This window comes from Vibrio sp. Y2-5, assembly GCF_014596725.1.
Classification (GTDB): domain Bacteria; phylum Pseudomonadota; class Gammaproteobacteria; order Enterobacterales; family Vibrionaceae; genus Vibrio.
The window spans coordinates 950,694-971,665 of sequence record NZ_JACVEG010000001.1 but is presented as its reverse complement, the minus strand read 5'-3'; the positions used below and the strand labels follow the sequence as shown (position 1 = coordinate 971,665).

The following is a 20,972-nucleotide window of genomic DNA, read 5'->3' as shown; positions in this document are numbered from 1 at the left end:
GCTTCACGATAGAATGTGCATTAAACATTGGTTCCGTATGGTTAAACCATGATTTTGAGTGGTTATACTTGTAGCAATAGCAGGTACATCTCGACCCGATTCTAACCAAATGTTGTGCAAAATTGACAGGGCAACAATTTGCTCACGTGGAACAAATTGCCTTATAGGAACTTAACACGTTCATCTAGGCACTCATTAGATCCCATTTCGAATTCACGACATATCCAAGGACGATTTTCATAAATTGTGCACATGTGAGTGTCCCTATCTAAAGCGGCACACCAACCGTCATTTAATCGCATCATTGTTTCACCGCCATATTGGTCTCGTTCGATGAATTTTTCTGGCACGCCAGTATCCGAGATGATCATAACCTCAAGACGGCAACAACAAGCTTTGCAGTTTGAGCAAGAGACATTTGAGGTATAAGTGGTTTTAGTTGGTATAAGCATAGATATCTACAGTTTGGTCAATTGAGCATGATACCGTAAATTGAATGCGAACAACCTCTATTTCTGAGATTGCTTATCTTGTGAGCCATAAGACTCGCCTAAGAGGTTGGCTACGTTAACGCATCGCTCAACTAAATGCCGTACCACAAATACTCACTAGACCGACAACGCCATGCGATGGCATTCCTTCTTATGCACTGTGCTAGTCCAAGTTATCCAACGTTAGCGAACGATAGCTACCACAACCAATACCCTGTTCTTGATATCCAGCCAAACTTTCAAACACATTGAAATGTGATACTACGATTACCTTAGAGTAATGCTTGTATCGCGATAACACACTTTCTGTACGGTTTCTTAGTTCTAGCCAAGACTCATAAGGAACATTATTAGGTTCCACTTTATTTTTCAGTGTGGCGCGATACTCATGCCAACGGCGATCTCTTTCTTGAAGATCTACATAGCCACCATCCAAGTCAGCTCGCCATTCTCGCAGATCATGTTCAACAAAGAGTTCTAAACCAAGTTTACGGTTTATAATTTCTGCTGTTTGAAGCGCTCTTGTATACGGTGACGATATAATAACTTCTGCATTCTCGAATTGAATGTCATGAGCAACAGCGTGCAACTCACGTATGTAATCTCTATGTAGAGGCGCATAATCTTTTTCAAGTTGACTCATTCCTCGCTCGTCAGATAACGAGTAGTCAGGAACTCCATGCCTTACAAATACAACTTCCATGCGGATATAAATCTCCTTTTTTCTGGATTGGGTTAACGATTTGCTAAGTGACTGCAAACACCACTAAACTCAAAATAACCACGGTAAACACACAAGCCAATCTGAACCTAAACCGCCAAAGGTTTGTAGTCTGAATTGAGCGCCTTGTTATGCAAACATTTCTTCATATGTACTAATTACTTTGATTGCATCGCTTAGGTCATTTTTGCCATTAAAGTCATGTTGAAAAGCGATAACATCACAGCCGCTAGATTTACCTGCACGTACACCCGCAGTGGAATCTTCAAACACGATGGTTTGCTCTGGTGATACGGAAAAATGGGCAAGCGCAAGATTATAGGCTTCAGGGTCTGGCTTATGCTTAGTGACGTGCTCTTGAGTAATAACCAGATCAAAAGCATTCTCTAGCTGCAATGAGGTCAAAATACTCTCAACCATCCACGTTGCTGCTGAACTGACAACTCCGCATTTTTTGCCTGATTGCTTCAACTGCTCAATGTACGCCTTAGCGCCCGTATTGAGTTCAAGTTCGTCATTTAGCATCTTTTCGTAGTGAGCTCGAAATAAACGATTAAACTCTGTTAAATCGGGTGAAATATTTGCATGAACAAAAAAATGCCCTGTTACAACCTGCCAACTTTCACCCATGACATCTTTATAGATGTTGTGGTCAACTTGCACACCATAATCCAAGCAAGCTAATGCTAACGCTTTACCCTTTAAAGGCTCTGAATTTACCAATGTTCCGTCCATATCGAACAGATAAACGTCATAATCTTTCAATTCATTTTCCATATTAAATTTTGCAAGTTTGTATAATGTTGCGTTAAGGATCCATAACCAAAGCTACCCTTTGTGCCATGAACACAAATAGGCCTAGAATGAAAAATGCCAAGCGTTGCGAACGCTTTGCTATCTGCGCGTTAAACGGTAGCGCCTTACCACACCCTCGCTGTCATCGGTGTAGTTACCAAGGTATTCACCACCACAATTTTCGATAACCTTCTGTGATGCTGGGTTGTCAATTGAACAGGTAACAATGACTGAGTCAGATACAACATTGTCACGAACCCAAGCGAGCAGGAATGAGGCAACGCCTTTACCTCGAGCTGTTGGTCTAGTTTCATAGCCGATATGACCTATGACGTTTTCAATGTATTCATTTGTACCGTGACGAACTCTGATTGAACCAAGAATTACACCAGACTCCATACAAAAATAAGTTGTTATTGGTGCCCAACCATCAGGCAATTCTAGTCCTTTGGAGTATGCGATTCTCTTTTTTAGGTACGAACTACTATCAATTTTTGCTTCATCATAAAGCACTAAGCCATCTGCGATACAAGATTGAGCGTAGTCTTTAAACTGATCTTGATGACTGAGTTGCGCTTTCGTAATTTCCATTATACTCCTATGTACATAATGCCCGCTTAGGTGTAGCGACATTACCAAAATGCTCAATTATTACACCGTAAACGCACTAACTAAATCAAACCGAAAAGTGCCGAGTATTGCTGCCCCACCTTAAAGCGTTTGTTATGCACGTCATGCCACATCAAAGGAATGTACAATTAAACTATTGACCCGTCTACAAGGCTAGGGTTCAAGATGCACATTCGGTCAAACAATGGAGCATATATGCTGACTGTCACCCAAATCGCGAAACAGTTCGGAATTTCTCGTACAACTATTTTGTACTACGAAAAGGAAGAGCTTTTGATGCCATCTCACCGTTCTGCGAACGGATACCGTTGGTATGGCAAGAAAGAGATTAAACGCCTAGAAGCTATTACCTCCTACCGTTCGTATGGACTGTCAGTGGCCAGCATTCGCACGTTATTAAACCGAAATGGGGAATCTCAATCTCAGATATTGAAAGATCACTTCAATGAGCTAGAAAGAGAGATCCAAAACTTACGAGCACAGCAAAAAGCTGTTGTCGTTTTGCTTCAAGAACCAAGTCTATTAGAGGAAAACATTGTGAATAAAGAACGTTGGGTAGAAATCATGGTTGCAGCGGGATTCACAGAAACTGATATGGTCAAGTGGCATCAAAAGTTTGAAGAGCTGGAACCAGAAGAACACCAGAAATTCCTTGAGTCTCTAGGCATTTCTCACGACGAAATCACTAAGATTCGAGCGCTATAGCAACTAAATAACCTCAAGGATGAGGTTATTTTATATAACTATAAGCTAAGTGGCCGCAAACACCACGAATTCAAAAATCACTGTTCCTGTTAGCCAAGGCCTACGCACATTGCAAATCCGTCTTGAACGCCTTGTTATGTACCAGATACTAAACGAGGAATTCTAGCCTTTCTGACGCTTTTGTTGGCACTATCTCTGTTACTTCATAGCAAGCCAAACCTTCTCTGTGAAAAGGGTCTTGAGCTAACACTTCATTCAGTTTGTTTCGGTCGCAAATAGTGGAAATAATGACACCGCCAGTTCTTGGTTCTTTGCGCCCAGATAAAATGAAGTAGCCTTTGGCATATTGCTCATTGAGATAATTCACATGTTCAGAAAGAAAAGTATCCACTTTGTCTAGAGACACCTGATAAGTCAAAGAAATGATAAACATACATAGTCCTTGTATTTTTTACTGAAACACAGTGGTGAGCGACACCACCCTACCTAAACCATTGTGTCGTAGACACCAAATCCAATTTATACTAAAAATGCCTCGCGCTGCGAATCTGCCTTTAACGCTTTGTTAGGCTTTTTCTATTATTAAGTACGTATGTAACTCTGGATAATGATCGAACTCTAAATGTCTAATGATACAACCTAGCTCTATGAACAATTCTAAGAAGCCATTTATGCCTAGCGATGAGTAATAGACTTCAGGCCCCATAAAGTCATCAGTATGGGAGCCAGCCTCAGCAGTACCACCAAATGAAAAAATAAGGACGCCGCCTACATTTAGAGCATTTACGATTTTCGAAAGGACATTTCGCTGCTCTGAAAGAGGGATATGCCAAATGCTATCCCATGCTGTAATAAAGTCATATTTTGAAGTTAACTCATAACTACAAATATCTGCTTCAACAAAGTCAACACTAGGGTATTTGTTACGAGCAAGCTGTAACATTTTTGTTGAAACATCTAAACCTGAAGGAATGAACCCCTCGTTTTCCAGCAATTCAATAAAACGTCCAGTACAACCACACCCAATATCCAAAGCATTACCACGACCTTTAGCAAAAGTAATAGCTTTCTGATGTGCTTCAATACCATTACTCATATTGAAATCTTTGCTCTCCCAAAGGTGAGTAATTTGATCATACGCCTTTCCAATATCTATTGGTTTCACCGATAGCCTCCCGCCGCATTAAGGGGTGACAACACCACCATCTAGCCTAATCCATTGTGCCGAGAACACTTAAGCCAAATCAAAACCGCCAAGCGTTGCGAATCCCTCTTAAAGCGTTTGTTATTAGTAATTTACTGAATACTTGGTTTGAATGTAATCATTAGGAAACACTGTTGCTGAAGCTTTTCGGAGCTGAACAGGTTTTTCCAATTTACCAAAAAGTGGAATACCTCCACCTAGAATCACAGGAACCCTTGTTATTGTGATTTCATTGATCAGTTGTTGATTTAAAAATGAAGTAATTGTAGCGCCACCATCAATATAAGCGTGCTTATAACCGTCTTGATCAAGTTTACGCACTAAATCTGATAGGCATCCAGAGTACATCTCAACTTTATCTGAAAGGTTTTCAGGCGCTGTCTTAAGTGTATTGCTCAAGACATAAATTTTTATATCACCATAAGGCCACTGCTCAGAGGTAAGATTAAATCTAGAGATAGTTTCCATACATTTACGCCCCATGACCATACAATCAACGGAGCTTATATAACCAGCAAAGCCCATATCCGGGTTTTTACTCATATCAGCTTCCTGGTTACCTGATACTTGAAGCCAATCCAAACCGCCATTTTCATCTGCGATATAACCGTCTGTACTGGTTGCTATAAATACTGAACACTTCATCTTTTCGTTCCTAGATCCGAGACTGACAATTACTTATAACGCCCTGTCATGGTGTGAGCAACGCCATACAAAAGCTACCGCATTGCGCCATAAACAATATTCACCGTAAAACTAAACTGCAACACGTTGCGAATCACTCTTAATGCTCTGTTATACGGTGATTTTCTTCCTGCCAACTTTATGAGCAAAACCACCAACCCTAACCTTCATAATTCCCTGATCGCTCGACTCCACAGACGCTGTAATTCTTGAAACACACTCCATCGCCCGACCTTGCTCAAAAGTAAAGCTATTCGAATGTGTATTAGGAAGATGTTTAGCCAAGTAACATGCTAATGCTCCGCTCGCACTCCCTGTCGCAGACTCCTCTGGAATGCCAAACAATGGAGCGAAATTACGACAACTTGCTGTCACTTTACTTGTTTTCTCACACAACTCAAAAGCATGGATACTAATTACATCATGCCTTTCACAGAACTCACTGGTTAAATTTTCATTCACTTGAATTTTATCAAGATACCCAAAAGGCACTGGGACAATAATATCAGGTAAGCCTGTTGAAATAACCTCAACCGGTAACTGAGTTGACTCAAGTATTGTCAAGTCTAGTCCAATTAACTCCGATATAACCTCATAACTAAACTCTCCAAGAAATTCTGGTAACTTCTGCTCCATAACGATATGTCCATTAGCCTCTATAGTTACCACAAGCAAACCTGCTTTAGTCCTTTGAAGATATTTACCTTCGGTTATGATTCCGTCTTGATACATTGTCGAAAATGCAGCCAATGTGGCATGTCCACAGAAATCAACTTCACCTGTTATGGTGTAAAAGGACAACTCAAAGTCAGCTTCGTCATCGCGAGAAACAAACGCAGTTTCCGAATAACCAACAACTTGTGCTATTTGTAATTTTTCTTCGTTCGACAAATGTTCGGCGTGGAGCACTACACCCGCAGGATTTCCACCAGTTCCATTCGCAGTAAAGGAATTAACCAAAAAAGCTTCCACATTCTTCAATCTCAATTTCTCCGTATAAAGCTCTGTTAAGGGATGAGCAACGCTATCACGATACTTAATTATTACACCGTAAACGCAAAAGCAAAATTAAACAAAAACTGCCAAGCGTTTGCAGAGCGTCTTGTTATGTTACGGCACAGACATCAGCGATTGAGCGAACTCGCGCATATGACGTGCATTATCTGCCGTTTCAGCATTCCCACAAGATTTACCATAATACTTAACATTCGGTGATGAGTAGACTGGCAATGATTTCTCTGCATTTGTCATGACCGTTCCAGCTTCGTCGCACTGTGCTCCAAATGCATATGGCTTTATTTGCTTGTGATGTTCTGTTAAAAGCTGCCCTTTTAACCAGTGTATCGGCGTATTGTCGTGCCATGCCCACGCTAGATGCCCTAACTCATGTTCTAAAACATGGGGTTCTGCATCAGACGATAAAACCAAAAAGCTACGACTAAAATTTACATGAGCAACTCCTGCACTATTTTGAGAAAAAGGAAATTCTTTAGGAAGAACTAGCACATAATAGCTTCCAGTCTTTTGCAATGGCTCAAGAGTCGCATTACCAACCTTGAGAACTAACTGTTGGTGTAACTTACCGCTGTCTTCGCTTTTGAAACCTGTAAGATCAAGTTTAGTGATGCCAGTAAGTGTACGTCTTATTGGGATGCACGAGTTTTCTAGAACAAGATTTGAATAGTCAATAAACTCTTCAATTCTCAGCGAACTAATTGAATCATCAACAAAAAAATGTACGGGGGTATAAACTTTAGAAATTGGTTCACAAACAGGAAGTGACAATTCCTTACCACCTCGTTTACCGACAAAAAATAAAACGACCACAATAAATAGCGAACCAACAACTAACAACTTTTTATTCTTTTTATTTTCCATATCTCGTAGTCACATAACGCCCTGTTAAGGGGTGAGCAACTCTACCACAACACTTAATTAGTACGCTGTAAACACAAAGCCACATCAAACAAAAACCGCCGAGCGTTGCGAAACCGTCTTAAAGCGTTTGTTATGTAGCTAGTCACTACTACCCAAATCAAGAAAGTCTATTCCACCAGAGCTGTCTAAACTCGTGTTCGTAACTTTACCCTTCGGTGCAACATTTACGTCTGCATATAACAAGTAGCTTTCAAAAGAAGGAACTTCCAACACGTTAAATAAGATCTTTCCGACAGACTTTTGAAACTCTAATAAGTCACCTAAGTCTTCGTGTAACTCGATAGCCAACTCTTTGCTGTAAGGCAGCAACATGCCATAAGAAATTGACTTATAGAACTGGTCATCACTGCGCTTATTCTCGCTCAATACCCAACTAATTTCCTGAAACGAATAGACGTGCTTTTTCCCAAATTTAGCACACAGTTTAGGAGCAACATCTTGAGCGACTGACTGAACATAAGACTTTTTATTCAAAAACTTAAGCACACCGAACCTCCTTGCTACATAACGCCCTGCTAATGGGCAAAAAACATACTATTGCACCCAACCGGACCAGCCGTAATCCCAAAACCAAACCGAGCAAAAAGTGGCCTGTTTTTTTTGTCCCTTTAAGCAGTTTGTTAGTGCCCTTTGTGCGACATAAACCACGTATAAAGCTCTTCATTTCTATACGTTTCATCCCAGCAATTATGGCCAGTATCTACATATAGAGTAAACTTGGCATCACCACCGCTCTTGTTGATAATGTTAGCTATCTCTTCCGTTACCTTATACGGCATAACCTCGTCATTTTCGCCATTAAAAGTCCAGACCGGAATACTGGAGAGTCTAGCAACATCATTCAACAGAGCAAATCCGCAAATTGGGGCTATTGCAGCAAACAGTTCAGGGTACTTAATGGCGGTAGCCCAAGTTCCGTATCCTCCCAGACTATAGCCGGTAAGGTATAACCTAGATTGATCAATATGGTAGGAGTTAACAAGTTCTTCAACGAGTAACTTAATTCTATCAGGATCCCAAGCCGAGAAAGCCTCACATTGAGGAAAGACCATCACGAAAGGAAAGTCGGCACCCTCCTCAATCAGCTTTGGTATCCCTTCTTTCTTCAACAGTTCTAGATCGGAGCCCCGTTCCCCACTTCCATGTAGTGAAACTATAAGCGGCCATTTATCATCCCTTTCATTGTACTCTTTTGGCAAATATACAAAGAACTTGGTCGAAAACCGATTTTCTAACTCTTTACATAATTTTCTTAATTTACTCATAATTTTCCTACTACACTCGCCTTAGCACTATCGCTAAGCTAAGTAGCTGCAAACACCCACAAACTCAAAATAACCACCGAAAACACAAAACCCAATTAAAACCAAAACTGGCACAGGTTTGCAGTCCGGCTTAAGCGCCTTGTTAGCTGGTTGCGTTGAAGTTTGATATTTGCACCCAAATGCATAATTTGAAATACATTATGACTATACGAACACAATGTAAAAGGGGCAGCTAAAAAACAGAAACCTAGCCCACGAAACATAACTGGCTCCAAGAATTACTATGAAGCCAACCATAACAAGCGAAGAGCTATATTAGTCACGAACCAGTTACAACTTCAAAGAATCCACACCAAAGAATTCGACAAACACATCATTAAAAGTAAGCGGCTTGGGCAGATTCAATCATTTAATTGAAAGTGCCACTGGCGAGATAGTCGAAATAACTGAACTTTCTGGTACAAAGCTCGAACCACAAAACTTGGACAAAGCTGCTCTTAACATTTCCAGTTAACGCCACATTAAGTGGTGAGAAACGCTACCACGATAATCAATTATTACACCGTAAACGTAAAAGCCAAATCAAACCGAAACCGCCAAGCGTTGCGAATCCGTCTTAAAGCGTTTGTTATAACGCTGTTTTTATGACTTAGACTTTTCACCAAGATATTGCGAAAACCTCAAAAGGTAACCATCTGGGTCTTGCACTAAAAACTCGCGCTGCCCAGAAAGGCTATGGCCAACGTCATACCATGTATCTTTTAGTTCTTTGAACAATGATATCCCAGCTAACTTCAGACGTTCATAAACAGGCTCGATATTCGATAGTTCAATTTGAAAATTTACACCACGCCCGAACGGCGCTTCTAAGCTTCCTGTCACCCAACCGTTATCATGAATTTGCTCCAACATGATTTGTACTTGTTCAAATTCGATGTAAGCAAAATCTGGTTTTGTTCTTTGACTTCTAACCTTAAATCCTAAGATTTCACAGTAAAAATTCCGTGATTTTGAGAAGTCTGATACCGATAATTCTGGCACCATTGGATTCCAATATTCTTCCATACAATCCTTAATATGTGTGATGAACTCTACTGCGTTATAACGCCCAATTAAGGGGTGAGCAACGCTACCACCCAAACCTAAGGCATTGTACCGTAACCACTAAAATTGAAGTAGAAGCAAAAATGCCAAGCGTTGCGAATCCATCTTAAAGCGTTTGTTATGCTTCTGGCTCACACTACTTACACTATGATTTTTAAAGCTAAATATGGCGCAATAAAGAATGTGAGCGTAACGATTTTAAAGTAACTCAAGTAACTCAAATATAGAGTATTTAAACTATCCGCTGGAATATTGAATAACTTACTGTGATAAGAAGCGACTCGATCTTTTAGCAGCATCAACAAAATGCTAGTGATGATTAAAACAGAAACATTAATAACAGCACACCACCCGATAAACTCGGTAATTTGGGTCAAATCCATAATAACCTCCTGACTGTCTCTTCATTGAAGCATAACGCCCGCTTAAGTGGTGAGCAACACTACCACGATAATCAATTATTACACCGTAAACGCAATAGCCAAATCAAACTAAAACCGCCGAGCGTTGCGAATCCCTCTTGAAGAGTTTGTTAGTTTACTTTTCGCATAAATCGCACGATTTAATTAAATTGACCATTTCATGCGACCAGCTATAATCTATTGTAATTCCAGGTTTGGAGATTGGCCATGCACACATTAACCGCAAATGATGCGAAACGTAATTTTGGTGAGCTACTTCTTAGCGCCCAACGTGAACCAGTAAAGATTAGCAAAAACAACAAAGACGCCGTAGTAGTGATGTCTATTAAAGATTTTGAAGATCTGGAGGCAATGAAAGCTGACTACCTTAAACATTGCTTCGAGTCAGCCAAACAAGACTTAGCGCAAGGCAACGTGGTCGATGGTGAAGACTTCTTGAGCGCCTTGTAATCCCCTATGCAAAAGAATAAATACAAACTTAGCAAATTAGCTCAGGCCCACTTACTAAAAATAAGAAACTACACCGTTAATAACTTTTCAGAGATGCAGTGGCGCAACTATAAAGATACGTTACTGACTGGGTTTCAAATGCTTGCTGACAATCCAGAAGTTGGTCGAAGTTGCGATCAACTATACCCCAAAGGGTTTTACTTCCCTGTTGGTAAGCACACAGCTTACTTTACAAAAGAAGACAGCTTCATTTTGGTTGTAGCTGTACTTGGTCAGTCACAACTACCACAAAACCACTTATGATTGATTTTTCACCCTTCACTTGAATTTAGGGTGAAGAACTTAATTGGTAAACTAACGCCCTGTTAAGGGGTGAGCAACGCAGACCACCACACTTAAAGTATTGTGCCGTAAACACTGAAACTGAAGCAAAGCAAAAATGCCGAGCGTTGGGAATCCGTCTTAAATGCTTTGTTAGTTGCCCTTGCCTAACGCTAGTGCTAACATTTGTACACACGTAAATTTAGGAGTTACTCATGGACACTAGAATTCAATTTCGTGTTGATGACGAAGTTAAACGCTTAGCTCAACAAATGGCAGAGAGCCAAGGACGCACACTTAGCGATGCTTGCCGTGAGCTTACCGAGCAAATGGCTGAGCAACAACGAAAAGCATTATCTCACGACAATTGGTTGACTGAACAAGTAAACCTAGCATTTGAGAAGTTTGACTCAGGAAAAGCTTCATTTGTTGATCACGACTCAGCAAAAGCACGAATGGCTGAGCGAAAAGCTAAGATTCGTAACCGAGGTCAACAATGATTTTATGGGAAGAAGAATCGCTAAATGATCGTGAAAAGATCTTTGAGTTTCTTTATGACTTCAACCCTGACGCGGCAGATAAAACTGACGAAATCATCGAAACTAAAGTAGAGAATTTACTTGAACAACCACTGATGGGTGTTCAACGAGATGGTATTCGAGGGCGACTACTAATTACCCCCGAAATCTCGATGATTGTTTCCTACTGGGTTGACGGCTCAGTAATTCGTATAATGCGAGTTCTACACCAGAAGCAGAAATTCCCTACCGACTGATTGTAGTCGGTGGGCAAACTAACGCCGCGTTAAGGGGTGAGTAACGCTGCCACCTAACCTAAACCATTGTGCCGAATCAAACTGAAAATGCCAAGCGTTGAGAATCCCTCTTAAACGCTTTGTTAGGTTTGTTGAATCGACTTCTTAATTATTGATGCCAATCCTTCTGGATTCTCCCATGCCATTGAATGTCCCGCATTGGCTACAACTGCAACGTTAATATTATGACTAACCAACTCATCATAATCTGGGTCAGGTAAACTTTCACTTCCATAAATATATGTTTTAGAGGCATCCAGTGAATAATAGATTTGGCGCCAACTTGGCGTTTGACCTTTTATCAAAGATACTGAATTTCGGTGAATGGCTATTGGTGAACTGTTTGATAGCCCTGCCGCCCATTCAGTATTGCCACTTGAAATACTCTCTTGAAGAATGTTCGCATACCCAAATTTCATAAAATCACTTTCACTATAATTTGCGATTTTTTTACTGAAAAAGCCACCACCAGAATCAAGATTTGCCTCACTTAGAATAATAGCTTTAACTTTATCTCTTACGCAGTTTGCTAATGCAATAGATACCGCACCACCCATGCTGTGACCAAAGATTACAATATTATCTATGCGCAAATATCTTAATAGCTCTTCGAGATATTTAGCATGATTAGCTATTGTATAATCGAACAACGCAGGTTTGTCACTGTATCCAGAGCCGATTAAATCGACAAGTATACATCTATGATTAACTAAGCCACCATTTGTAGCTACTTGTGGATAATCAAATGAAGATGCACATCCAAGACCATGAATGAAAATAATTGGAATTTCCTCGCCAGGAAGGTCGTGATATCTAAGAACTACATTATCTTTAAGTTTAAACTCTTTCATTTTGCTATCTAACCATCATTAAATGCTATGAATAGTAGCACAATAACTGTATGCAAATACAGTGTCATTCAAATGCATATTCACTGTAAAACCTAACGCCCAATTAAGGGGTGAACAACGCTACCACCCAACCTAAAGCATTGTGCCATAAACACTTAAGCAAATTTAAACCAAAACTGCCAAGCGTTGTGAATCCCTCTTAAATGCCTTGTTATGTTACGAAGCTCGCTATTAAGCACGCCAAAAACGCTGGTAAGCCCAGAAACAAAAAGCTTGATGCATAATATCGTGTTTGATGAAAAACGTTCGTCGTCAATTTCATCAGCCACCGAGCCATCTACCATTGAACCAGCTACCCTTTCCGCTTCATCGCCACCAAAACCACCTTCTGGAGGATACATAAAGAATAATGCTGCTATTCCCCAAAGGGTCATCACAACAAAGAAAGCATAGTCAGACCAAAAATTAAGACCAAAGAACCCCGTAGACTCTTCAAATACGACCACAACAGCAGTTGTAATGAGATTGCTAACAACAATAAATTTAGCATCTTACCCCTTACACTTCACCTAGCAACATAACGCTAAGCTAAGTGGCTGCAAACACCACCTAAGCTAAAACAACCACCGTAACACACTAGCCAACTTGAACCAAAACCGCCACAGGTTTGCAGTCCGTCTTAAGCGCCTTGTTATGTGCGTTCTAAACGAGATATTTTTGCCAATGATTCAAGTCTTTTTGCTCAACTTGATAATCTTGGAAGCCACAAGACTGATATAACTTTTTAGCCACTGCATTGTTGTTGTTTACTTCCAAGGTGATTTTTAAATACTCATTAGCGTTACAGTATTGCTCAATACCATTAAGTAGAACCTTACCCAATCCTTTTCCTCGATAGCGTTCTGAAACCATAAAATCATGAATATTGAGTAATTTCATGGCACGGTATGTCGAAAACGATTCGTAGCATACAGCGCACGCTGCCGGCTGATTATTCACGAAACAAATAAATCCATGAAAATACGGTAACTCAAATAACTGTCCTACGACTTTCGACCGAATTTCCTCGGGAAAATCTGATGCGTATTCTTCGAATAATGCGGTAAATTCCAGATAGTGCTTATCTCTCTCAACGTATATTACTTTGGTATCCAACCTAATTCTCCCTTGAAGCACATAACGCTAAGCTAAGTGGCTGCAAACACCACTAAACGCAAAATAACCACCGTAAACACCCTACCCAATTGAACCAAAACCGCCACAGGTTTGCAGTCCGACTTAAGCGCCTTGTTAGCTGGTTGCGTTGGAGTGTGATGTTTGCACCCAAATGCATAATTTGAAATACATTATGACTATACGACCACAATGTAAAGGTGCAGCTATAAAACTGAAACCTAGTCCACGAAACATAACTGACTAAGAAAAATTACGATGAAGCCAACAATAATAAGCGAAGAGTTTTATTAGTCACGAGCCAGTTACAACTTCAAAGAAGCCACACCAAAGAACTCAACAAACACACCACTAAAAGTAAAAAGGTTTAGCCGAATTCAACCACTTAAATGAAAGTGCCACTGGCGAGATAGTTGAAACACGCGAAATTTCAGGTGTAAAGCTTTAACCACAAAACCGGAACAAAACGGCTCTTTTAATTTTCCAGCTAACGCCCAATTAAGGGGTGAGCAACGCTACCACCCAACCTAAAGCATTGTGCCATAAACACTAATTTTGAAGTAGAAGCAAAAATGCCAAGCGTTGTGAATCCCTCTTAAATTGATTGTTATATTTTATTTTTACGACATATTTCCCCAAAATTACGTTTTCGATCTCGTCCTGATAAACATATGTAAATAATACTACTAATAAAACAACAAAAACCCATGAACCAGACGACTGCATCCCAACTCCACAAAGTTGAGAGGTAATGAATATTGACAATCAACGCGATTAAAGCAGGAGCAGAGATAACAAGTAAGTGGGGAATGAGGCGGGTTCGAACAGCCTTAGAGGAGCCTTGAATTAGCGCTTTTGACTCATCCCACTGAACAACTGGATTTTCAAGATTAGAGTTCAGGCTATTCTTCAATTCGACTGAACAATATAAACCTAATGCCCCAATAAGAGAGTTGTGATGTGAAACCAGTATCGACGCAGCCAAGGAAAGAAGAGGGATAACAAACAAAATCTCGTTATTTACATTCTCTTTTCCGAAAGCAACACCAAGCAAGGTCGCGACGGCACCAACGTAGAACAAAATAATATTTTCCCGAAGACGAATTCGTTCGATTAACTCAGCCCTTGCTGCCTCATAAAATTTGACAGCTAGCTCATATTGCTGCATTTCTAACTCCCTTCATAAAATATAACGACCAATTAAGGGGTGAGCAACGCTACCACCCAACCTAAGACATTGTGCCATAAACACTAAATCTGAAGTAGAAGCAAAAATGCCAAGCGTTGTGAATCCCTCTTAAATTGTTTGTTAGTAGGTCAACTCCAAGGGAGCACCTGTACGTTATGCCACCTAGCCCTATAGCCAGCGGTCATTTTGTTGTAGTTAGCTTCTGTCATTGCTTTTTTGTTAGGTTTGATCAACATATTAAATGCGTCCTCTAACCCATAAGGGGAAAACAATTTAATGTTTCCTGAGCTATCTAGTGTGAACCCAATAGCAAAGGCAGAAAGCCAAGATTCGATACCTTGTTCAACCCGCTCGTATGCCTGTATGGAACAGCCAAACTTCTTGGAATATCGCTCATGTATGATTGCTTGGTTTTTTACATCAACGTCGACACCATGACTTAACCGTGAACAAATACGATTTTTGAATTCATCTTCGTTAGCATGATTAGAGCTGTCAAAATAGACAACATCAAAGTCTTTAACTTGAGCAAGCAGCGGTTTACTTTCGAGACTATTCCAGATGATTTGAGTAATAGCACCGCCTGCAATATAAAAGTTTGGCAACCCTACTTCCAGGCACACTTCAGCTGTTTCGATCAACTCTGGAACTTGGTGAATTAGATGCTTGAGTTTTTGTTTATTCATCCTGACCTACTAACAGTTCTTATATGGAACGACTCCCTTAGAACTGTGCCATATAAGTTGAATTTAATGTTTACATAATGTCTGTTAACTTAATAAAAAATAATGAGTTCTGCATTATTTACTTAAAGTCTCCTCTCAAAATGTGGACTTACTCCTGTTAATCTACCCACACCATGGTTTCATACCGAAAGCTGCCAATCACTTTCTAAGGTAAGAGTATGAAGTCTCCATTTTTAAATGACTTAACCGAATTTATGATCGCGAGGCATTACGCCAAAACCACCGTTCATACTTACTGTTATTGGATAGTTCAATTCATTCGTTTCAACAACAACCAACATCCCAACAAGCTAGGTCGAGAAGAAGTTGAAGCATTTTTAACAAACCTGGTCGTCCAGCTAAAAGTTTCTGCAGCAACACAAGCTCTTGCTTTAAATGCCCTTGTCTTTTTATATCGCGATTTTCTTTCTAAGCCTCTTGATTTGGATATGAGATTCCAAAAGTCGACAAAGAACAAAAAGCTACCCGTCGTTCTAACACCAAAAGAAGTAGTACAAGTTTTCTCGCTTATTCCTGTTCAATCGCGTTTACCTTTTCAATTGATGTATGGTTCTGGATTGCGTTTGATGGAAACCGTCCGCCTTAGGGTGAAGGATATTGATTTTGACTACGGTGCTGTACGTATTTGGAACAGTAAGGGAGGGAAAAGTCGAGTAGTTACGCTGGCTGAAGAACTTCATGCTCCTTTGTACAACCAAATCACTAAAGTACGCCTGATTCATCAGCAAGATATAACTACACCGGAGTATTCTGGAGCAACCATCCCCTACCGCTTAGCAGAAAAATTCCCTTATGCAGCTAAGAGTTTAGATTGGCAGTTCCTGTTTCCGTCTTTACATCTTAGCCAATTTGGTTTGGATACTAGATGGTTTCGACACCATCTTCATGGTAACTCATTACAAAAAATCATCAGAAAAGCATCGGCTAAAATGAATTCGCATAAAACGATCACCTGCCACACATTCAGGCACTCATTTGCTACCCATTTGCTCGAGTCAGGAAGTGATATACGTACTGTCCAAGAACAACTCGGCCACTCAGACGTCAAAACAACACAGATCTACACGCACGTTATCAATCGTGGTGCTAGTGGGGTTAAAAGCCCTTTATCAAAGTTAGGAATATAATACAGGCGGAACGTTTAACCGTATCCGCCAATAAATAAAGGTTTAAATTCAAAAACTAAAGGTTAGAAATACATAAAGAGTCTTTGAACACGTGACAATTTTCTCGGTTAAACGTGAGCTCAATCTCTTCACCACGTTTTACAGCAACATCACCAGATAGATGAACTTTGTTGTTCTCAAATCCACCCACAACGCCAAACAGATACGTGCTATTGCCTAGTCGTTCAACCGCTTCCGTTTTGAAATGCAGTATATAGTCACCCTCTCCACCAACAGTAAGATGTTCAGGGCGCAAGCCAAAAGTCAGCTTATCTCCTACCGCAACTTTTGAAAGGTCAATATGCAGAGTGACGGATTGACCGTCCGGCAGTTTAAGTGTTGCGCCATCTTCACCAATATGAGTAACTTTCGCTGGCAGCATATTCATTTTAGGGGAACCAATGAAGCCTGCGACGAACTCATTCGCTGGGCGATTATAGAGTTCAAGTGGTGAACCGACTTGCTCAATGCGGCCATCTCTCAACACTACTATTTTGTCCGCTAGCGTCATGGCCTCTACTTGATCGTGAGTAACGTAAATCATGGTAGTCGCAAGTTCACGATGAAGACTGGAGATCTGCAAACGCATATCAACACGCAGCTCAGCATCAAGGTTGGATAACGGTTCATCAAACAAGAACACTTTCGGGTTACGTACAATCGCTCGGCCAATCGCGACACGTTGGCGTTGTCCGCCGGACATATCTTTTGGTTTGCGATCCATTAAGTGGTCAAGTTGCAGTGCTTTGGCAGCGGCATCAACGCGCTGTTTGATTTCAGCTTTAGGAAAACCGTTCATTTTCATGCCAAAGCCCATGTTCTCTTCCACAGTTAGATGTGGATAAAGAGCATAAGACTGGAACACCATTGCAATGCCACGCTCTGCTGGGTCAACATGGTTAACCACTTCATCATCAATACACAAAACGCCATCGGTGATGTCTTCTAAGCCAGCGATAAGGCGTAATAATGTTGATTTCCCACAACCAGACGGGCCAACAAACACCACGAATTCACCATGCTTAATATCGAGGTCAACACCATGAATCACTGTATGTTCGCCATAGCGTTTAACAACATTGGAAAGATTAATATTTGCCATCTTTACATCCTTAAATTTGCGTCTTTAGAGAGCCATTCGATAGCTCTCTACCGATAATGCGCTGGCAACACAATTGCCAGCACAGACGGCAGCTGATTAAAACTTCAATTCAACTTGGTAACGGTAACGTTCGCGGTCGAGTTTAAATTCGTCATGCACGCTAGGTGTCCATGAATCATCGCCGCCAACACCCATATGGAATCCATCTATTCTCACGAACAAGTTGCCACTGTCTTTCAATTCGTTGGTATGTTTTGCTTGAGCAATGTTGTCTTGAGCAAAACGGCTTACTGAGAAATGGAAATCTCCTTGTACAGTAAGCTCGCCAACTTGCGCTTCTTTTACATCGCAACGTAAACCGCTGTCTGATGGGAAGATGTATCCAGTGTGCATCTCATCTTGGCTAGCTTTGTAACAACCAATGTGCGCTGAATCCAAACGGTCTGGGTAGTTCTCATGTGGGCCGCGACCAAGCCACTCTATCGATTGCTGTTTCTGCGGTAACGCCAGTTCCATGCCGACACGTGCCAATGGAGGCGCACCTTTCGCAACGCGAGCATCAACATCTATTGATACCGTTCCATCTGCGAAAATGCGGTATGTCCATACCGTCGCCATTAACACGCCGTGTGAGTTTTTGTGTGCAAACTGAGTCACAACCTCAACTGCATTTGGTTTATCAAACAGTTGTAACTCAACACATTCAACATCAAGCTGATTGATGCCTGCAGCATCCCAACGAGCAGACCATGCATTTGGATCGACGCGGTCAACTTCACTCACACCGATATCGTTGTCCAACGGTGCGCGATAGAAGTTGTCTTTTGGTCCAGAAACTAATTTCTCTTCGCCACCCACAATCCAGCTATCAATCACGCCTGTTTCTTTATTAAAGCGTATAGAAAAGCCTTCACCGCTTATCATTGCGTTATCTGCAAACATTGATGAAGTCAAAACACCTCTTGGTTTTGCTTTCTTTAATGCCAGTGATAGTGCTGATGGCAATTCAAATTGATGAGTAGCCGTAGTATGACCCGCTTGTGCCCATGCAGTATCGCTAATCAAACTAACCTTAAGATTCAAGTGATACGACTTACCGACTTTAGCTTCCGGTAATACCTGAGTAAGTAGTAGCTCAATAGACTGCTCAGCATCGACAACCAGAGGCATTTCACTGCTTTCAATAACTGCGCCGTCCTCTGTGATCGTCCAAGAAAGCTGTTCATTCTCTGAAGAGGTAAACAAGTTCTCACTGGTCACTTTAATGATTAATGGTTCAGTACCAAGCAGTTGAAACTGGTAGAACTGCTGTGCGTGTTTCGCTTCCAAAACAGTTGGATGCACAGTGCGATCTGGGAAAATCAAACCATTGATACAGAACTGACGGTCGTTTATTTCATCACCGAAATCGCCACCGTAGGCCCAATATTTGGTACCGTTCTCGTCGGTTTTAGTGATGCCTTGGTCAACCCAGTCCCAAATGAAGCCGCCTTGCAGACGTGGATAATCACGGAAGGCTTGCCAATATTTGTTGAAGCTACCCAAGCTGTTACCCATCGCATGAGCGTATTCACACAAAATCAGTGGACGATGCTCACCCGGTAAACCTAGCCATTTTTTCAATGCGTACTTCGGAGTCACCGTTGGGTCGATGTGATGCACTTGGTCTTTATCGACACGTGAATACATCGGCACGATGATGTCAGTCGCTGCTGTATTTGAACCGCCACCTTCGTACTGAATCGGGCGTGATGGGTCACGCAGTTTGGTCCATTGATACATAGCATGATGGTTGCCACCAATACCCGACTCGTTACCGAGTGACCAAATGATCACAGACGGATGGTTTTTATCGCGTTCAACCAAACGAGTAATACGGCGCATGTAGGCATTTAGCCAGGTGGTGTCATCAGAAAGACGACACATCGGGAACTGACCGTGCGTTTCAATGTTCGCTTCATCCACCAAATACAAACCGTATTCGTCACATAGCTCGTACCACAACGGATCATTTGGATAGTGAGCGGTACGAACTGCATTGAAGTTATGCTGCTTAAGCAGTTTGATATCTTGCAGCATAGTTTCACGATTCATGGTATGACCGGTTTCTGGATGATGCTCATGGCGGTTAGCACCTCGAACCAAAATCGCTTTACCGTTAACCTTAAGCAGGCCATCGGAGATTTCTACACTACGGAAACCCACATTGTAAGCTTCGCAATCAAGTTGCTCTTCACCACTGTATAAAGTGACAACGCAACGGTATAAGTATGGCGATTCGGCGCTCCACTTATGTGGGTTCTCAACGTAGATGTTGTGCTCTGCGCGCTCTAGCCACGGACCTTTCTCGTCGATAATACGTTGCCCACAGTTTGCAGACTTCACGCCAAACACTGAGTTGCCTTGTGCGTCAAACAGCTCAACATCAACACGGTTCGCTGAATTTTTCTCGCTAATACTGGTTGTAACATTCAACCAACCATCGCGATAACACGCATCCAGTGGCGTTAATATTTGCACGTCTTGAATTGAGATTTGTGGTTTCGCTAATAGTGTAACGTTACGGAAAATACCGCTTAGCCACCACATATCTTGGTCTTCAAGATACGAACCATCAGACCAACGAATCACCATCGCTGAAAGCTGGTTTTCACCTTCCATTAAGAAATCAGTTAAGTCGAACTCTGCGGCAAGGCGGCTATCTTGTGAATACCCTACCCACTTGCCGTTACACCAAAGATGGAATGCAGAGTTCACACCATCAAACGTAATGGTTTGACGCTTACCTGCGAAGTGTTTTGGCACGTTAAAGTTTAGGCGATACAAACCCGTCGGGTTTTCCTCTGGTACATAAGGAGGAGTATCCGCAAACGGATACTTCACATTGGTGTAAATCGGTTTGTCGTAACCTTGTAATTGCCAGTTGCTAGGTACTGCAATTGTGTCCCACGCGGAATCATCGAAATCCGATTCAACCGACGCCGCTAATACGCTTTCAGGGCGGTCAAACAGCTTGAATTTCCACTCACCGTTCAGTGATAACTGGTTCTCAGACTCTTGTTTTGTTAATGCGGCTTCTTTACTTGTGTACGCTTTAAGCGGCGCGTGAGCAGCAACAACATTGTGATGAGTTACATGCTGATTTTCCCATTCGCGAGCACTAATAATTTGTTCAAATGTTCTCATTTTTATTATTCCAGA

25 protein-coding genes and 1 pseudogene are annotated in these 20,972 nt (G+C 41.3%); 6 read left to right on the top strand and 20 right to left on the bottom strand.

What is annotated here, in order from left to right:
* Positions 1-161 precede the first annotated feature (161 nt).
* The 4 genes from HUO09_RS04515 to HUO09_RS04500 form a co-directional block, all read right to left on the bottom strand.
* Positions 162-452, bottom strand: coding sequence for a YkgJ family cysteine cluster protein (locus tag HUO09_RS04515; protein WP_167412251.1), 291 nt, complete (start codon positions 450-452; stop codon positions 162-164).
* Between the two features lie 202 nt (positions 453-654).
* Positions 655-1,194, bottom strand: coding sequence for a histidine phosphatase family protein (locus HUO09_RS04510; RefSeq protein WP_188233099.1), 540 nt, complete (start codon positions 1,192-1,194; stop codon positions 655-657).
* 147 nt (positions 1,195-1,341) lie between these two features.
* Complete coding sequence (locus HUO09_RS04505) at positions 1,342-1,989, bottom strand: HAD family phosphatase (protein WP_188233098.1); 648 nt, start codon at positions 1,987-1,989, stop codon at positions 1,342-1,344.
* Between the two features lie 117 nt (positions 1,990-2,106).
* On the bottom strand, positions 2,107-2,598 hold the full coding sequence (locus HUO09_RS04500) for a GNAT family N-acetyltransferase (RefSeq protein WP_188233097.1): 492 nt from the start codon (positions 2,596-2,598) through the stop codon (positions 2,107-2,109).
* A 234-nt stretch (positions 2,599-2,832) separates the two neighbouring features.
* On the opposite strand from HUO09_RS04500, the gene HUO09_RS04495 reads away from it, so the two are divergent.
* Complete coding sequence (locus tag HUO09_RS04495) at positions 2,833-3,342, top strand: MerR family transcriptional regulator (protein WP_188233096.1); 510 nt, start codon at positions 2,833-2,835, stop codon at positions 3,340-3,342.
* A gap of 148 nt (positions 3,343-3,490) precedes the next feature.
* Here HUO09_RS04495 and HUO09_RS04490 read toward each other — a convergent pair whose 3' ends face one another.
* The 9 genes from HUO09_RS04490 to HUO09_RS04450 form a co-directional block, all read right to left on the bottom strand.
* The gene (locus HUO09_RS04490) at positions 3,491-3,775 is read right to left on the bottom strand and encodes a YciI family protein (RefSeq protein ID WP_167413672.1); all 285 of its coding nucleotides are present in this window, start codon (positions 3,773-3,775) and stop codon (positions 3,491-3,493) included.
* 132 nt (positions 3,776-3,907) lie between these two features.
* The gene (locus HUO09_RS04485) at positions 3,908-4,507 is read right to left on the bottom strand and encodes a class I SAM-dependent methyltransferase (RefSeq protein ID WP_167413673.1); all 600 of its coding nucleotides are present in this window, start codon (positions 4,505-4,507) and stop codon (positions 3,908-3,910) included.
* A gap of 123 nt (positions 4,508-4,630) precedes the next feature.
* Complete coding sequence (locus HUO09_RS04480) at positions 4,631-5,191, bottom strand: dihydrofolate reductase family protein (protein ID WP_188233095.1); 561 nt, start codon at positions 5,189-5,191, stop codon at positions 4,631-4,633.
* A 150-nt stretch (positions 5,192-5,341) separates the two neighbouring features.
* On the bottom strand, positions 5,342-6,211 hold the full coding sequence (locus HUO09_RS04475; protein WP_188233094.1) for a PhzF family phenazine biosynthesis protein: 870 nt from the start codon (positions 6,209-6,211) through the stop codon (positions 5,342-5,344).
* Positions 6,212-6,340: 129 nt separating this feature from the next.
* Positions 6,341-7,108: a hypothetical protein gene (locus tag HUO09_RS04470; protein WP_188233093.1), complete on the bottom strand. Its 768-nt coding sequence runs from the start codon at positions 7,106-7,108 to the stop codon at positions 6,341-6,343.
* A gap of 138 nt (positions 7,109-7,246) precedes the next feature.
* Positions 7,247-7,654, bottom strand: coding sequence for a hypothetical protein (locus tag HUO09_RS04465; RefSeq protein WP_188233092.1), 408 nt, complete (start codon positions 7,652-7,654; stop codon positions 7,247-7,249).
* A 134-nt stretch (positions 7,655-7,788) separates the two neighbouring features.
* Positions 7,789-8,433, bottom strand: a complete 645-nt coding sequence (locus tag HUO09_RS04460) for a prolyl oligopeptidase family serine peptidase (RefSeq protein ID WP_188233091.1) — start codon at positions 8,431-8,433, stop codon at positions 7,789-7,791.
* Between the two features lie 642 nt (positions 8,434-9,075).
* Positions 9,076-9,498 carry a VOC family protein gene (locus HUO09_RS04455; protein ID WP_188233090.1) on the bottom strand — a complete coding sequence of 141 codons (423 nt, stop codon included), beginning with the start codon at positions 9,496-9,498 and terminating at the stop codon, positions 9,076-9,078.
* Between the two features lie 179 nt (positions 9,499-9,677).
* Positions 9,678-9,920, bottom strand: coding sequence for a DUF6868 family protein (locus HUO09_RS04450; RefSeq protein ID WP_188233089.1), 243 nt, complete (start codon positions 9,918-9,920; stop codon positions 9,678-9,680).
* A 246-nt stretch (positions 9,921-10,166) separates the two neighbouring features.
* On the opposite strand from HUO09_RS04450, the gene HUO09_RS04445 reads away from it, so the two are divergent.
* The 4 genes from HUO09_RS04445 to HUO09_RS04430 all read left to right on the top strand — a co-directional run bounded on the left by HUO09_RS04445 (position 10,167) and on the right by HUO09_RS04430 (position 11,505).
* Positions 10,167-10,409, top strand: coding sequence for a type II toxin-antitoxin system Phd/YefM family antitoxin (locus HUO09_RS04445; protein WP_167413679.1), 243 nt, complete (start codon positions 10,167-10,169; stop codon positions 10,407-10,409).
* 6 nt (positions 10,410-10,415) lie between these two features.
* Complete coding sequence (locus HUO09_RS04440) at positions 10,416-10,712, top strand: type II toxin-antitoxin system RelE/ParE family toxin (RefSeq protein WP_167413680.1); 297 nt, start codon at positions 10,416-10,418, stop codon at positions 10,710-10,712.
* Positions 10,713-10,945: 233 nt separating this feature from the next.
* A complete protein-coding gene (locus HUO09_RS04435) occupies positions 10,946-11,230 on the top strand; it encodes a type II toxin-antitoxin system RelB/DinJ family antitoxin (protein ID WP_053312147.1) in 285 nt (94 codons plus the stop codon).
* A complete protein-coding gene (locus HUO09_RS04430) occupies positions 11,227-11,505 on the top strand; it encodes a type II toxin-antitoxin system RelE/ParE family toxin (protein WP_188233088.1) in 279 nt (92 codons plus the stop codon). Before HUO09_RS04435 ends, HUO09_RS04430 begins: the two co-directional genes overlap by 4 nt.
* A 122-nt stretch (positions 11,506-11,627) precedes the next feature.
* On the opposite strand, the gene HUO09_RS04425 is transcribed toward HUO09_RS04430, so the two are convergent.
* The 5 genes and pseudogenes from HUO09_RS04425 to HUO09_RS04405 all read right to left on the bottom strand — a co-directional run bounded on the left by HUO09_RS04425 (position 11,628) and on the right by HUO09_RS04405 (position 15,443).
* On the bottom strand, positions 11,628-12,395 hold the full coding sequence (locus HUO09_RS04425; RefSeq protein ID WP_188233087.1) for an alpha/beta fold hydrolase: 768 nt from the start codon (positions 12,393-12,395) through the stop codon (positions 11,628-11,630).
* Positions 12,396-12,606: 211 nt separating this feature from the next.
* Positions 12,607-12,934, bottom strand: a pseudogene (locus tag HUO09_RS04420) (hypothetical protein).
* Between the two features lie 163 nt (positions 12,935-13,097).
* Positions 13,098-13,550 (bottom strand): GNAT family N-acetyltransferase, encoded by a 453-nt coding sequence (locus HUO09_RS04415; protein ID WP_223159287.1) that lies wholly within the window; start codon positions 13,548-13,550, stop codon positions 13,098-13,100.
* 625 nt (positions 13,551-14,175) lie between these two features.
* Positions 14,176-14,736 carry a hypothetical protein gene (locus HUO09_RS04410; RefSeq protein ID WP_167413803.1) on the bottom strand — a complete coding sequence of 187 codons (561 nt, stop codon included), beginning with the start codon at positions 14,734-14,736 and terminating at the stop codon, positions 14,176-14,178.
* Between the two features lie 149 nt (positions 14,737-14,885).
* The gene (locus tag HUO09_RS04405; protein WP_188233086.1) at positions 14,886-15,443 is read right to left on the bottom strand and encodes a nucleotidyltransferase family protein; all 558 of its coding nucleotides are present in this window, start codon (positions 15,441-15,443) and stop codon (positions 14,886-14,888) included.
* Positions 15,444-15,661: 218 nt separating this feature from the next.
* Here HUO09_RS04405 and HUO09_RS04400 point away from each other — a divergent pair, with 218 nt between their 5' ends.
* Positions 15,662-16,630: an integron integrase gene (locus HUO09_RS04400; RefSeq protein ID WP_188233085.1), complete on the top strand. Its 969-nt coding sequence runs from the start codon at positions 15,662-15,664 to the stop codon at positions 16,628-16,630.
* 55 nt (positions 16,631-16,685) lie between these two features.
* Here HUO09_RS04400 and HUO09_RS04395 read toward each other — a convergent pair whose 3' ends face one another.
* Together HUO09_RS04395 and HUO09_RS04390 are read right to left on the bottom strand one after the other, a co-directional pair.
* On the bottom strand, positions 16,686-17,771 hold the full coding sequence (locus tag HUO09_RS04395; protein WP_167413406.1) for an ABC transporter ATP-binding protein: 1,086 nt from the start codon (positions 17,769-17,771) through the stop codon (positions 16,686-16,688).
* A 96-nt stretch (positions 17,772-17,867) separates the two neighbouring features.
* Positions 17,868-20,957, bottom strand: a complete 3,090-nt coding sequence (locus HUO09_RS04390; RefSeq protein WP_188233084.1) for a beta-galactosidase — start codon at positions 20,955-20,957, stop codon at positions 17,868-17,870.
* Between the last annotated feature and the right edge of the window lie 15 nt (positions 20,958-20,972).

What these genes read in the sequence shown, in the direction of transcription:
- HUO09_RS04515 (WP_167412251.1), bottom strand. Translation starts at nt 452, where the DNA reads ATGCTTATACCAACTAAAACCACTTATACCTCAAATGTCTCTTGCTCA.
- HUO09_RS04510 (WP_188233099.1), bottom strand. Translation starts at nt 1,194, where the DNA reads ATGGAAGTTGTATTTGTAAGGCATGGAGTTCCTGACTACTCGTTATCT.
- HUO09_RS04505 (WP_188233098.1), bottom strand. Translation starts at nt 1,989, where the DNA reads ATGGAAAATGAATTGAAAGATTATGACGTTTATCTGTTCGATATGGAC.
- HUO09_RS04500 (WP_188233097.1), bottom strand. Translation starts at nt 2,598, where the DNA reads ATGGAAATTACGAAAGCGCAACTCAGTCATCAAGATCAGTTTAAAGAC.
- HUO09_RS04495 (WP_188233096.1), top strand. Translation starts at nt 2,833, where the DNA reads ATGCTGACTGTCACCCAAATCGCGAAACAGTTCGGAATTTCTCGTACA.
- HUO09_RS04490 (WP_167413672.1), bottom strand. Translation starts at nt 3,775, where the DNA reads ATGTTTATCATTTCTTTGACTTATCAGGTGTCTCTAGACAAAGTGGAT.
- HUO09_RS04480 (WP_188233095.1), bottom strand. Translation starts at nt 5,191, where the DNA reads ATGAAGTGTTCAGTATTTATAGCAACCAGTACAGACGGTTATATCGCA.
- HUO09_RS04470 (WP_188233093.1), bottom strand. Translation starts at nt 7,108, where the DNA reads ATGGAAAATAAAAAGAATAAAAAGTTGTTAGTTGTTGGTTCGCTATTT.
- HUO09_RS04460 (WP_188233091.1), bottom strand. Translation starts at nt 8,433, where the DNA reads ATGAGTAAATTAAGAAAATTATGTAAAGAGTTAGAAAATCGGTTTTCG.
- HUO09_RS04455 (WP_188233090.1), bottom strand. Translation starts at nt 9,498, where the DNA reads ATGGAAGAATATTGGAATCCAATGGTGCCAGAATTATCGGTATCAGAC.
- HUO09_RS04450 (WP_188233089.1), bottom strand. Translation starts at nt 9,920, where the DNA reads ATGGATTTGACCCAAATTACCGAGTTTATCGGGTGGTGTGCTGTTATT.
- HUO09_RS04445 (WP_167413679.1), top strand. Translation starts at nt 10,167, where the DNA reads ATGCACACATTAACCGCAAATGATGCGAAACGTAATTTTGGTGAGCTA.
- HUO09_RS04440 (WP_167413680.1), top strand. Translation starts at nt 10,416, where the DNA reads ATGCAAAAGAATAAATACAAACTTAGCAAATTAGCTCAGGCCCACTTA.
- HUO09_RS04435 (WP_053312147.1), top strand. Translation starts at nt 10,946, where the DNA reads ATGGACACTAGAATTCAATTTCGTGTTGATGACGAAGTTAAACGCTTA.
- HUO09_RS04430 (WP_188233088.1), top strand. Translation starts at nt 11,227, where the DNA reads ATGATTTTATGGGAAGAAGAATCGCTAAATGATCGTGAAAAGATCTTT.
- HUO09_RS04425 (WP_188233087.1), bottom strand. Translation starts at nt 12,395, where the DNA reads ATGAAAGAGTTTAAACTTAAAGATAATGTAGTTCTTAGATATCACGAC.
- HUO09_RS04410 (WP_167413803.1), bottom strand. Translation starts at nt 14,736, where the DNA reads ATGCAGCAATATGAGCTAGCTGTCAAATTTTATGAGGCAGCAAGGGCT.
- HUO09_RS04405 (WP_188233086.1), bottom strand. Translation starts at nt 15,443, where the DNA reads ATGAATAAACAAAAACTCAAGCATCTAATTCACCAAGTTCCAGAGTTG.
- HUO09_RS04400 (WP_188233085.1), top strand. Translation starts at nt 15,662, where the DNA reads ATGAAGTCTCCATTTTTAAATGACTTAACCGAATTTATGATCGCGAGG.
- HUO09_RS04395 (WP_167413406.1), bottom strand. Translation starts at nt 17,771, where the DNA reads ATGGCAAATATTAATCTTTCCAATGTTGTTAAACGCTATGGCGAACAT.
- HUO09_RS04390 (WP_188233084.1), bottom strand. Translation starts at nt 20,957, where the DNA reads ATGAGAACATTTGAACAAATTATTAGTGCTCGCGAATGGGAAAATCAG.